The sequence below is a fragment of the Streptobacillus canis genome (genome assembly GCF_009733925.1).
GTDB classification, from domain to species: domain Bacteria; phylum Fusobacteriota; class Fusobacteriia; order Fusobacteriales; family Leptotrichiaceae; genus Streptobacillus; species Streptobacillus canis.
In genome coordinates this window covers 18,398-31,359 of the sequence record NZ_WOEI01000004.1, presented here as the reverse complement: position 1 = coordinate 31,359, position 12,962 = coordinate 18,398, and the positions used below count along the sequence as shown (strand labels likewise).

Below are 12,962 nucleotides of genomic sequence, written 5' to 3'. Positions count from 1 at the left end.
GCATATATTGTATAATATTATTATAACAAAAAGTAAGGAAGAGTAATGGAAGAAAAAGAATTACAAAGTCTTAGAAGAAAAGCAAAAAAATTAAAACAACAGTTAGAAAGACATGAAGATTTTATGGAGTTATTTGCATATATTAGAAAAAATATCTTTATACTTAATCCCATAATTTTAGATGTTGAAACTACTGGTGTTAGAAAAGATGATGAAATATTACAACTTAGTGTTATAGATCTTGCTGGTAATGTAATTTTTAATAAATATACTAAGCCTAAAAATGTTACAGAATGGGAAGAGGCATATAAGATACATAATATTTCAGTAGAAGATGTTGAGAATAAAAAACACATCTCATATTATAGAAGAGATATAGAAAAGATATTAAAAAAACATAAATTGATAATAGGGTATGAAGTTAATTCTGATGTAGCTTTTTTAAGAAGATCAGATATAGAACTTAAATCTAATATAGTATTAGACATAGCTTATCTTTTTTCAGTACTTTTTGAAAATGAAAAAATAATAGATAGAAAAATTAGACCTAGTCTTGCAGAAGCAGCTAAATTCTATAACTTTGATTTCAATGCTCATAATGCATTAAGTGATTGTTTAGCAACACTACATTGTTTTAAATCAATACTAGTAGAAAAAAAAGAAAAATTAGAATTTAAATATGATGAAGAGGTAATGAAATTTTTAGAACAAGAAGAAAAAATAGAAGAAATAGATAAAAAAGAAGATAAATTAACTAAACTTGCTAAAAAATATGTAAAGATATTTGAGAGCATGGGAAATAAGATAATACTTGATTTAGAAACAACAGGTATTAGAGAAAATGATGAAATTATACAACTTAGTATAATAGATACTAAAGGTAAAGTACTTTTTGATGAGTATATTAAACCAACTAATGTAACTGAATGGAATGAAGCATATAAGATACATAAAATAAGTAATGAAATGCTAGAAGATAAACCAAATATTGAAGTATATAGAGAAAAAATTCAAGAATTGCTTGATGCTACAGACTATATGGTTGGATATGGTATAGATTTTGACTATAAACTACTTCAAAGACAGGGATTCAATGTAGAACATATTAGAAAATTAGATATTTCTGACTATTTTAAATATCTATATAGAAAGATATTTAATGATCCTAAATTAAAAAGACCAAAACTAATGGAATGTTCAAGCTATTATGGATTTAAAGAAAGTGATTTTCATAATAGTTTAACTGATTGTAATGCAACACTTTTATCATATAAAGGTATATATAAAGACATGCTAGAAGAATTGAGTGATGAAGATGAAGGTAAAAATAATTAAAAAAGCTACTTTAAGTAGTGAAGAAATAGAATACTTTTTATCATACTTAAGTAGTAAAAATATAGAAGTAGTCGAAGATATTAAAAATGTAGATGTATTAATTACATTTGGTGGAGATGGAACTATACTTTCAACAGTGGAACATTTAAGAATAAAAAATGTTCCAGTATTTTCAGTTAATTATGGAAGTATAGGATATATGACTAAAGTAAGTAGTGTAGATGCAATATCTTCATTTGAAAAATTTTTAAATGGTGAGTATAAAATAGATCATAGAAAATTTTTAGAAGTAAGATTTAAAGATAAAATATATTATGCTTTAAATGAATTAAGTATATTAAAATTTGCAATACACTCTGAATTAATAAATGTAAAAGTGGAACAAAATGATAAATTAATAAATCAATATAAGGCAGATGGAATATTAGTTGCAACTCCAACTGGATCAACAGCTTATTCATTATCTGCAGGGGGACCAATAATTGCCCCTAATTTAGATGCCTTATGTATTACTCCTCTTGCACCACAAACTTTAACTGCAAGAGCAATAATACTTGATGGTAAAGAAGAACTTAAATTTTCTGCATTTGGTAGAAGTGAGTATGTTGGATTAAATATAGATGGTAATTTACATTTTAAGTTTTATCCAGAAGATATAGCATATGCTAAATTATCTGATATAGGTATAGATTTAATATATACAGATGATTTAAATTACTATAACATTTTAAAACAAAAATTACATTGGACTTAGGGGGAAAATATGTTAAAGGAATTAAAAATTGAAAATTTAGCAATAATTGATGAAATTGACATAAATTTAGAAAAAGGTCTTACAGTACTTACAGGAGAAACAGGTGCTGGTAAATCAATAATACTTGATGGATTATCTTTAATTATAGGTGAAAAAGCCAATAAAGAAATGATAGGAAAGAAAAGTGATAAGGTTAGTGTTGAGGCTGTATTTGACTTAGATGAAGAACAACTTAATAAATTATCTGATTTAGACTATGAACTTGATGAAGAGTTAATAATATCAAGAGAATTTGGTGTAGATAATAAGGTAAAGGTTAATAATAAAAGGTTTACTTTATCTAATTTAAAAGAAATAAGTAGTAATATCTTAGATTTAGTAGGACAACATGATCATCAATATCTATTAAATTCAAATTACCATCTTTATCTTTTAGATAAATTTTTAGATAAAGATAGTATAAAAATTAAATCTGATATCAAAGAATATATATCTAAAATAGATGAATTAAAAGAAGAAATAGAAGAAATAAAAAAAGATAAAAATGAAGTAATAGAAAAAAGAAATCTTTATGAATATATTATAGATGAGATATTTAAACATAAGCTAGAAATAGGTGAAGATGAGGAATTAGAAAATGAATATAATGAACTATTTAATTCAGGTATAATTACTGATAAATTGAGTGAAGTTTTAGATATACTTGATTTTAGTAGTTTTAAAAGAGTTAAAAAGGATTTGGAAAAATTAAGTGAGTATTCTAATAAATATGAGAGTATTTCTGAAAGATTTTCTAATGTTTACGAAGAATTAAATGATATAGTAGATGAATTATCTTCTTCACTTGCAAGTGTAGATAATAATCCATATAGACTTGAAGAAGTAAATGATAGATTAAATACTATAAAAAAACTTAAACTTAAATATGGAAGCAGTATAGAAGAAATATTAGAATATGGAGAAAATATAAAGAATAAATTAGAGCTAATTGAACATTCAGATGAAACTTTAATGGAAAAAGAAAAAGAATTAGAGATTAATTTAAAAGAATATAAAAAATTGAGTGCTAAGCTATCTAAACTTAGAAAAGATAAGGCTAAAACTTTAAAAGATAGTGTTATGAAGGAACTTAAAGAATTAAATATGCCCTCAGTAGTTTTTGATATAGAATTTACTGAACTTGATAGAATACATCAAAATGGAAATGATGGAGTTAAATTCTTAATTTCAACTAATAAGGGAGAAAAACTAAAGGATTTATCAAAAATAGCATCAGGTGGGGAAATTTCAAGAATAATGTTAGCATTAAAGATAGTATTTTCAAAAGTAGATCATATTTCATGTCTAATATTTGATGAAATAGATACAGGTATATCAGGTGAAACAGTAATAAAAATAGCTAATAAGCTTAAAGAATTATCACAAAATGTACAAATAATATGTGTTACACATTCACCGCAAATAGCTGCAAAAGCTAATTCACAATTCTTAATATATAAAGAAAGTGATGATAAAAATACTACAACTAAAATTAAAAAATTAAATCAAGAAGAAAGAATAAAAGAAATTGCTAGAATATTATCCGGAGATAATATTACTAAGGCAAGTTTAGAAATTGCTAAAGAAATGATGGAATAGAGGTGAAAAATGGTAGAGGTAAATGCATTTTTAGATTATCTAAAATTTGAAAAAGGTAATGCTGATAAGACTATAGAGAGCTATAGAAATGATTTATATACTTTCTTTAAAAAAGTAAATAAAGGTGTAGATGAAGTAACTAGCGATGACATATATGAATATATAGAAAGACTAAAAGAAAAATATGTATATAATACAGTAATTAGAAAAGTTAGTAGCATAAAATCTTTTTTTAAATTTTGCTATATGGAAAAAGTAATTAAACTTGATCCTGCTAACAAAATTCATAATCTAAAAAAAGAGAAAAGACTACCACACGCTTTAACTGTAGAAGAAATAAAGGCAATAATAGAAAGCTTTAATCATGAACCTACTAGTAGAAGAGATCAATTAATAGTTAAATTCTTAGTAGCAACAGGAGCTAGAATTTCTGAAGTATTAAATCTAGAAATTAAAGATATAGAAAATTCAGATTTTGAATTTGCTAAACTTTATGGAAAAGGTAGTAAATATAGATTTGTTCCTATATATTTAGAACTTGAAAATGAGATTAAAGAATACATAAAAGATGTGAGACCTAAATTAAAAGGTGCAGAAGGAAGTTATTTACTATTTCCAGGTATTAGAAGAGAAAATTTTTGGAAAGTATTAAACAAACATGCTCAAAATGTAGGTATAGAAAAGAATATACATCCACATTTATTTAGGCATTCTGCTGCAACTATGATGATAGAAAATGGAGCAGATATTAGAATAGTTCAAGAGTTATTAGGTCATGCAAGTATTACAACAACAGAAGTATATACTCATGTTGAAAAATCAAAATTAAAAGAAATATATAAAAGAGTAAAAATTGGAGAAGAAGAATGAATAAAGAAATATTGAGAAAATACAGTAGTGAAATAATAAGTTTTTTAATATTTATAGGGTTAGGAATAGTTTTTAAATATGGGTTAATTGGAGAAAAAAGTTTAACATTACTAGTATCATTTACTCTAAGCTATATTGTTTTAAATGCATATATAATAAAAAATATATATAAATCAACTTTTATTAGATTAATAATAAATGCAATGTTCTTTGTAGAGATTTTAATACTTTTTATGGGAACAATAAATTTAACGTATTTCCTTTTATATAATCTTGTATATTTATTGTTTTTAGGATTTACATACAAGACAGAAGGGATAGTAGGTGTAAAGAGAGGAGGTCTACTTTACATACTATATGGAATTATTAAGCTAATATTTATGTTTTTTTTAGCTGCATAACGTTGATAAGATTTCATATTTATGTTAAAATTTAATTATGATACTGGAAAATGATATATTAAAGAAAATAGAGAAGGTTAAAGATAAAATAATTAATGCTAGAATTGAGAAAAATAGATATTTAGGAGAGTACAAAGAAAGGGTTATTACGGCATTAACAAAAGAAGAATTAGAAGAAAAGTTTGTATATCCTGAAGTAATGAAGGCGTTAAGAAAAAAGATTGCATCTAGAATGATAATTTCAAGAGATGTAGATTTATGTAAATTAAAAAAATATATTAATCTTGCAAAAGAAATGAAAATTCCTTGTAAAATGGTAGATGGACTTAATTATACAGGAGATGTAGGTCTTGTAGTAGTTTCTGAAGATGAAGTAAAAAATAGACCAGAAGATCCAGTTTCTTTAAGTTTTAAGGAAAGAATTTTAGAGGCTGGACTTGATATAGTATTTTATCAAGCTATGGGGAAAAAAATATCAAAAAAATATTATGAAGAAATTAAGGAAAAATTACCTGAACTTGCAGAATTTTATGAACCAATGGGATTTTTTGATAAGTTAACAGGGACTATTTGCCCTATATCACAAAAATTAGATAATTAATGGAGGAGAAATGGTTGAAGGATTCAGAATAGAAGGTGGAAGACCTTTAAATGGTGTAATAGAAGTAAGTGGAGCAAAAAATGCAGCACTTCCAATAATAATAGCAACATTAATAGAAAAAGGTGAACATATATTAAGAAATGTTCCAGATTTAAGAGATATTAGAATTTTATTCCAATTACTAGAAGATTTTGGGATGAAAGTAGAAAAATTAGATGAAAATAGCTATAAAATAATTAATAATGGATTCAAAAGAAATGAAGCTAGTTATGAAATAGTTAAACAAATGAGAGCATCATTCTTAGTAATGGGGCCTATGGTTGCAAATCTTGAAGAATCAATAGTGTCTCTTCCTGGTGGATGTGCTATAGGATCAAGACCAGTAGATATTCACTTAAAAGGATTTGAAGCATTAGGTGCTGAAATAACTCAAATTAGAGGATATGTACACGTTGTTGCGGAAAATTTAAAAGGTGCAGATATAGCTTTAACTTTCCCATCAGTAGGAGCTACACAAAATCTACTTATGGCTGCAGTCAAAATACCAGGAACTACTAGAATTATTAATGCAGCAAAAGAACCTGAAATAGTTGATTTAGGAAACTATTTAATTAAAATGGGTGCAAAAATTGAAGGCTTAGGAACTAATACTATTACTATAGAGGGTGTAGAAAAATTAAATGCTGTTGAATATTCTATCATGCCTGATAGAATAGAAGCTGGGACTTATGTTATAGCATCTATAGTTACAGATGGAGATTTAAAAATAAAAAATGCTAATATAGAAGATTTAGGTGTGTTTAAACATCAACTTGAAGATATGGGAGTTAAATTCGAAAGAGAAGGAGATATATTAAGTGTTAAAGGTAAAGTTAAGGATCTTAAACCAGCAAGAATAGTAACTATGCCACATCCTGGATTCCCTACAGATATGCAGGCTCAAATGATGTTATTATTATCATTAGTTAAAGGACATAGTGAAGTAGAAGAAACTGTATTTGAAAATAGATTTATGCATGTACCAGAATTAAATAGAATGGGTGCAGATATTACTATAAGACATGGGATTGCAAATGTTGAAGGAGTAGAAACACTTTATGGAACAAATGTTATGGCTTCTGATTTAAGAGCAGGAGCAGCTTTAGTTGTTGCAGGACTTGTAGCTGATGGAGATACTATTTTAAGTAGAATATATCATATTGATAGAGGATATGATAAATTAGAAGAAAAACTTAATAAAGTTGGAGCTAAGATTGAAAGAATTAAATTAGAAGTATAAAAAAAAGGCCTAGGCCTTTTTTTATTGTAATTCTAATTTTTTATCTAGTAAATATCCAGCTAAACTACCTAAACCTAAATTATAGAATAAAAGTATAAATACATTTAATATTAAAATAGAAGTAGCTGATTCAACATCATTGACAGGATATAAACTTATATTTATTTTAAATAATGCATAGAAAGAAAATACCATTATTAGTACAAATATTAATACCCAGAAGAAATAAGTGTTCTTTGATTTAGATATATAATGTATTATTGTAATACTAGTATATAAAACAACGGTAACATATATTGCAACTAATATTGCTAAAATAACTCCAAGGATAATTCTTTCATTTGTAATGAAAGATGGGAATTGTTTTATAAGTTTTATTAAATCTTTATATTGTCCTTGCATTAACGCAGTAATTATAGTTATTGGTGATAATGCAATAGTGAATAATAGATAAAATATTACTTTACCCCAAAAGTATGTATAACCAGATATAGGTAATGAGAAAGTAAAGTATCCTGTATCTGAATATAGATCTTTTGAGAAGTTTTTAATGTAGTAATATAGTATAGCAAATGAAGTTACAGAAGTACTTAAACTTACTAATACTTTTAAGAAGATATAGTCACCTTCTGGTGTTTTAAATAAAATATTTGAAATAATTACTAAAACAGTAATAGTTGCTAATGTTAATACATTAAATCTCCAGTTTCTTTTAAATTCATATTTTAAAAACTTAAGCATTTATATCACCTTCTCCAAATGTTTCTTTATATAATTCTTCTATAGTTAATCCACGAGATTCTCTTAATTCATCAACTGAATATACTTTATCTATTTTGCCATTTTTTAAAAAAGCAACTTCATCAAATATTCTTTCTATGTCTCTAATTAAATGAGTAGTCACAATTACTGTAGAGTTTTCAAATACATTATCTATAATTAGATTTAAGATTTGATCACGAGTAATTACATCTACTCCTGCAATAGGTTCATCAAGTATAAAGATTTTAGCATTTCTTGATAAAGTTAAAATTAAAAATAATTTTTCTTTCATACCTTTTGAAAGTGAAGCTATTTCAGCCTTACTATCAAGTTTCATTTCATCTAATAATCTTACAGCTTTTTGCATATCAAAATCAAAAAAGTCATTGTATAAATTTAAAGCTTGATATACTTTAAGTGAATTATCTATAAAGTTTTTATCTGATAGATAACTTACTATTGCTTTTGTTTTTGTTGATGGTTTCATTCCGTTAATTAGTATTTCTCCACTATTTTCTTTTGCAAGACCTGCAATGATTTTAAGTAAAGTAGTTTTACCACTACCATTAGGTCCTAAAATACCAACTATCTTATTCTCTCCTAAAGTTAAATTTAGGTTATCTAATACTAGTTTATTAGAAAATTTCTTATTTAAATTTTTAATTTCTAATATATTATTCATATTAATCTTCCCTTTCTTTTATTTCATTAATAATTTCTTTTTTAGTGTATCCTAAAGCATACATCTTGTTTAAAAATTCATCTATTATTGTTTCAGAATGTTTTTTAGTTAATTTTTTTAAAACTTCAACATCTTCTGTTACAAATGTTCCTAATCCTCTTTTTGTTACTGCTATTTTTTGAAATTCTAATTCTTTAAATGCATTTACAACTGTATTAGGATTTAAATTAAATTTACTTGAAGCTTCTCTAATTGACATAAATTTATCACCTGGTTTTAAATTACCGTTGATAATATCAGAAAGAAACATTTCAAATAATTGTCTATATATTGGATATTTATTATCAAATTCCATATATCTACCTCCTTACTGTTATAGTGATATAATACACCAAATTTCTTCGAATGTCAAGAAAAAAATTAAAATAATAAAAAAAGTAGCATTCATGCTACTTTAATATCTCTAATATAAATGTTTCTATTCCATCTTCTAAAGGTAATAAACCACTTTTAATTTTTAGATCTGTTTGGAAAGATAATTTAATAAGTTCTAGTATTCTTTCTTTAGTGAAGTTTTTTAAAAACTCTATTTTTTTAAATACATAATAGGTATTTAAACTTTTAAAGAATTGATGACTGCCATATTGTTCTTTAAAATTATTGTAGTTAATATTTTTAATTTCTAGTAAATGTAGTTTGTATAAGATTTCTAAATCATTAGTAAGTGATGCAAGTAGAGCCATATGTTCTTTTACTGGGAATTCTATCATTTTCTTATTAAGTATATCTTCTGTAAGATTAAATATGAAGAAGTTAGTATTTTTAGAAAGTATAGGTTTAATATTTTCAAAAGAAAATTCTTCACCATTTAAGTATGTTGATATTTTCTCTAACTCATTTTTTAAAGAATGATAATCATTCCCTATAATTTCAATAATATTATTTGCATCTTTACTACTACATTTTAAACTATCTTTTATGAAGTTTAATAATGTCGCGTTATTTTGTTTCTCGTCAATTATTTCGTGTATTTCAAAGTTTGTAAGTAAGTCTTTAACTTTTTTATTCTCTTTATTACACTCATAATCAATGATTACATCTTTATCGCTAAAGGTATTAGAAACAACATTTTTAATAACATTACTAATTTCTTTAACTTTACTTGCATTTTTAAGTACAAGTAATGTCGGTTCACTAAAAAGAGATCCAGCATTTAATTCGCTAAGGAATTCTGAAACAGTATTTTCATCAAAATACATCTTGTTTTTAGTACTTTCGTTTAATATTTTATCCATATATATTTTTCTAGCACTATGGCCAGAGATAAAGTAGTTCATTTTTAACCTCCTAGTCATTCAATTATACCATAAAAATACTTTAGTTAAAAGTCCGATTTTTCTTGATTTTTCTACATAAAATAATTGAAAAATCTATATAAATATGCTATTATTTAAAGTGGACGAAATACAATATATTAGTAAGAAAGTAGGTAGAAAATGGTTACTAAAGAAGAGGTGCTAAAATTAGCAAAACTATCTAAACTATCTTTTCATGAAAATGAAGTAGAAGCCTTCCAAAAAGACTTAAATGATATTTTTGCTCATATGGAACAATTGAATGAATTAGATTTAGAAAATGTTGAGCCTTTATACAATATTTTAGAAAATGAAGGTAAGATATATAGACATGAACCAAAAGTGGAGATGGAAAAAGAAAGATTCTTAAAAAATGCTCCTAAAAGTGATGATAACTTCATTGCTTTACCAGTAATAGTAGGTGATGGAAATGAATAAAATATATACTTTAACAGGTAGTGAGATAGCAGAATTAATTAAAGAAGGTAAATTAACTTCAGTAGAAGCTACAACTGCAATATTAAATAGAATTGATGAAATGGAAGATAAAATAGGTGCATTTGCTTCAGTTAATAATGAAAATGCTCTAGAAGCGGCAAAAAAAGCAGATAGTTCAGAAAAAACTAGCTCGCTTCATGGTGTACCTATAGCCTTAAAAGATAATATAGTTTCATTAGGAGAATTAAGTACTTCAGCCTCTAAAATATTAGATGGATATTATGGAACTTATGATGCAACTGTAGTTAAAAGATTAAAAGAAGCAAATGTTGTATTAGTAGGAAAAGCTAATATGGATGAATTTGCAATGGGTTCTTCAAATGAGAATTCTAGTATTAAAGCTGTATCAAATCCTTGGGATTTAGATAGAGTACCAGGAGGTTCAAGTGGAGGATCTGCAGCAGCAGTAGCAGCACTTGAAGTACCTATAGCATTAGGAACAGATACTGGAGGTTCAGTAAGACAACCTGCAGCACTTACAGGAACTGTAGGATTAAAACCTACATATGGAAGAGTATCAAGATATGGATTAATGGCATTTGGATCATCTCTTGATCAAATAGGAATAATAGCAAAAACTTCAGAAGATGTTGCTAAAACATTAGAAATAATTGCTGGAGAAGATATGTATGATCCTACTACAGCAGATGTAGAAGTTCCTAAATATTCTGAATTATTAAACAAAGATATTAATGGATTAAGAATAGGAATAGATAAGAAATTCTTTGATGGTTTATCTTCTAAAATAAAAGAATCTATAGAAAAAGCTTTAGAAGTATTAGTAAATATGGGAGCTACAATAGTTGATATTAGTCTTGATTATGCAAAATATTCTATCCCAACTTACTATATCATATCTTCAGCAGAAGCATCTTCAAATTTATCAAGATATGACGGAATACGTTATGGATATAGAGCAGATGCTGATAATGTAGAAGATATCTATGTTAAATCTAGAACTGAAGGATTTGGTAAAGAAGTTAAAAGAAGAATAATGATAGGATCATATGTTTTAAGTTCAGGATTCTATGATGCATATTACAAGAAAGCTTCTCAAGTAAGAAGATTAATTAAAAATGATTATCAAAAAGCATTTGAAAATGTAGATATAATAATAACACCAACTACACCAACAACTGCATTTAAAAAGGGTGAAAAATCAAATAATCCTATAGAAATGTATTTATCAGATATATATACAGTTTCAGTTTCACTTGCAGGATTACCAGCACTTTCAGTGCCAGTAGGTTTTGTGGATGGACTGCCAGTAGGTATGCAAATCATTTCTAATTACTTTAGAGAAGATTTAATTTTAAATGTAACACATAAATATGAAATGGAAAGAGGAAAAATAGATTATGAAAGAGTATGATATAGTAATAGGATTGGAGGTTCACTGCCAATTAAAAACAAAAACTAAAGTATGGTGTGATGCTGATGCTAACTATGATGAAAAAGATCCTAATACTTGTATTTCACCAGTTTCAACAGGGCAACCAGGTGCTCTTCCAAGATTTAATGAAGAAGTATTAGATTATGCAATTAAAGCAGCTCTTGCTCTTAATTGCGATATTAATAAAGTGAGTTACTTTGATAGAAAAAACTATTTCTATCCTGATTCACCAAAAAATTATCAAATTACTCAATACTTTAAACCATATGCAGAAAATGGATATTTAGAATTTAAGAGAAATGATAAAGATGTTAAAGTTGAAATAGAAAGAATACAAATAGAAGAAGATACTGCAAAAAGTATACACACTAAACATGAATCTATACTAAACTTTAATAGAGCAAGTATACCATTAATAGAAATAGTTACTAAACCCTGTATAACTAATCCACAAGATGCTTATGTATATTTAAATACTTTAAAAGAAAGAATTAAATATACTGGTGTAAGTGATGTTAGTATGGAACTTGGTTCTTTAAGATGTGATGCTAATGTTTCAATTAAAGAAAAAGGTTCGGATAAACTTGGAACTAGAACTGAAACTAAAAACTTAAACTCATTTAAAGCAGTAGTTAGAGCTATAGAGTATGAAGCAAATAGACAAATGGAATTAATAGAAAAAGGTGAAAGAGTAGTTCAAGAAACTAGACTTTGGGATGATGAAAAAGGCATTACAAGACCTATGAGAAATAAAGAAGAAGCTATGGATTATAGATATTTTCCTGAGCCAGATTTACCACCAGTAATCATTAATGAAGAAAGAATAACTAGACTTAGAGGTGAAATGCCAGAATTTGCTGATGAAAAATTAGCAAGATTTATTGGAGAATACAATATGTCTGAAGTAGATGCAGGAAACTTAGTTACATCTATAGAACTTGCAAACTATTTTGAAAGTTTAGTTAAAACATCTGGAGAACCTAAACTTTCTACTAACTGGATGTTAACAGAAGTGTTAAGAGTACTTAAAGAGCAATATATTACTATAGAAGAATTTAGTATAAGCAGTGAAAACTTAGGTAAATTAATCTTACTTGTAAAAGATGGAACTATAAGTTCAAAAATTGCTAAAGAAGTATTTGAATTAATGCTTGCTGAAGACAAAGATCCTAACATCATAGTTAAAGAAAAAGGTATGTTACAAATTTCAGATGAAGGTGAAATTGAAAATATAGTTAAACAAGTTATAGCTGAAAATCCTGAATCAGTACAAGATTTCTTAAATGGAAAAGATAGAGCTTTAAAAGCGTTAATGGGACAAGCTATGAAGATTTCAAAAGGTAAAGCAAATCCAAAACTTGTACAAGATTTATTAATAAAAAATATGAAATAAG

14 protein-coding genes are annotated in these 12,962 nt (G+C 26.2%); 10 read left to right on the top strand and 4 right to left on the bottom strand.

Annotation, left to right across the window (positions count from 1 at the left end):
• Positions 1-45 precede the first annotated feature (45 nt).
• From GM111_RS02185 to murA, 7 genes are read left to right on the top strand one after another with little or no spacing between them, the layout of a single operon-like run.
• Entirely contained in the window at positions 46-1,335 is a 1,290-nt protein-coding gene (locus GM111_RS02185) for a 3'-5' exonuclease (protein WP_156299257.1), read from the top strand.
• Positions 1,316-2,089 carry an NAD(+)/NADH kinase gene (locus GM111_RS02180; protein ID WP_156299283.1) on the top strand — a complete coding sequence of 258 codons (774 nt, stop codon included), beginning with the start codon at positions 1,316-1,318 and terminating at the stop codon, positions 2,087-2,089. The genes GM111_RS02185 and GM111_RS02180 overlap by 20 nt, the downstream gene beginning before the upstream one ends.
• Positions 2,090-2,098: 9 nt before the next feature.
• Positions 2,099-3,727 (top strand): DNA repair protein RecN, encoded by a 1,629-nt coding sequence (gene recN / locus GM111_RS02175; protein ID WP_156299256.1) that lies wholly within the window; start codon positions 2,099-2,101, stop codon positions 3,725-3,727.
• 9 nt (positions 3,728-3,736) lie between these two features.
• The gene (locus GM111_RS02170; protein ID WP_156299255.1) at positions 3,737-4,597 is read left to right on the top strand and encodes a tyrosine-type recombinase/integrase; all 861 of its coding nucleotides are present in this window, start codon (positions 3,737-3,739) and stop codon (positions 4,595-4,597) included.
• Positions 4,594-4,998, top strand: a complete 405-nt coding sequence (locus GM111_RS02165; RefSeq protein ID WP_156299254.1) for a hypothetical protein — start codon at positions 4,594-4,596, stop codon at positions 4,996-4,998. Before GM111_RS02170 ends, GM111_RS02165 begins: the two co-directional genes overlap by 4 nt.
• A gap of 37 nt (positions 4,999-5,035) precedes the next feature.
• Positions 5,036-5,599: a DUF1694 domain-containing protein gene (locus tag GM111_RS02160; RefSeq protein ID WP_156299253.1), complete on the top strand. Its 564-nt coding sequence runs from the start codon at positions 5,036-5,038 to the stop codon at positions 5,597-5,599.
• 10 nt (positions 5,600-5,609) lie between these two features.
• A complete protein-coding gene (murA, locus tag GM111_RS02155) occupies positions 5,610-6,878 on the top strand; it encodes a UDP-N-acetylglucosamine 1-carboxyvinyltransferase (RefSeq protein WP_156299252.1) in 1,269 nt (422 codons plus the stop codon).
• A 21-nt stretch (positions 6,879-6,899) separates the two neighbouring features.
• Here the strand turns inward: murA and GM111_RS02150 are convergent, their stop codons facing one another.
• The 4 genes from GM111_RS02150 to holA form a co-directional block, all read right to left on the bottom strand.
• The gene (locus GM111_RS02150) at positions 6,900-7,619 is read right to left on the bottom strand and encodes a hypothetical protein (protein ID WP_156299251.1); all 720 of its coding nucleotides are present in this window, start codon (positions 7,617-7,619) and stop codon (positions 6,900-6,902) included.
• A complete protein-coding gene (locus GM111_RS02145) occupies positions 7,612-8,322 on the bottom strand; it encodes an ABC transporter ATP-binding protein (RefSeq protein ID WP_156299250.1) in 711 nt (236 codons plus the stop codon). The genes GM111_RS02150 and GM111_RS02145 overlap by 8 nt, the downstream gene beginning before the upstream one ends.
• Position 8,323: 1 nt before the next feature.
• On the bottom strand, positions 8,324-8,677 hold the full coding sequence (locus tag GM111_RS02140) for a GntR family transcriptional regulator (RefSeq protein WP_156299249.1): 354 nt from the start codon (positions 8,675-8,677) through the stop codon (positions 8,324-8,326).
• Between the two features lie 94 nt (positions 8,678-8,771).
• Positions 8,772-9,659, bottom strand: a complete 888-nt coding sequence (gene holA, locus GM111_RS02135) for a DNA polymerase III subunit delta (protein WP_156299248.1) — start codon at positions 9,657-9,659, stop codon at positions 8,772-8,774.
• Between the two features lie 159 nt (positions 9,660-9,818).
• On the opposite strand from holA, the gene gatC reads away from it, so the two are divergent.
• From gatC to gatB, 3 genes are read left to right on the top strand one after another with little or no spacing between them, the layout of a single operon-like run.
• Positions 9,819-10,115, top strand: coding sequence for an Asp-tRNA(Asn)/Glu-tRNA(Gln) amidotransferase subunit GatC (gene gatC / locus GM111_RS02130; protein ID WP_156299247.1), 297 nt, complete (start codon positions 9,819-9,821; stop codon positions 10,113-10,115).
• Positions 10,108-11,547, top strand: coding sequence for an Asp-tRNA(Asn)/Glu-tRNA(Gln) amidotransferase subunit GatA (gene gatA, locus GM111_RS02125; RefSeq protein ID WP_156299246.1), 1,440 nt, complete (start codon positions 10,108-10,110; stop codon positions 11,545-11,547). The genes gatC and gatA overlap by 8 nt, the downstream gene beginning before the upstream one ends.
• Entirely contained in the window at positions 11,531-12,961 is a 1,431-nt protein-coding gene (gene gatB / locus GM111_RS02120; RefSeq protein ID WP_156299245.1) for an Asp-tRNA(Asn)/Glu-tRNA(Gln) amidotransferase subunit GatB, read from the top strand. The genes gatA and gatB overlap by 17 nt, the downstream gene beginning before the upstream one ends.
• The last annotated feature ends 1 nt before the right edge of the window (position 12,962 follow it).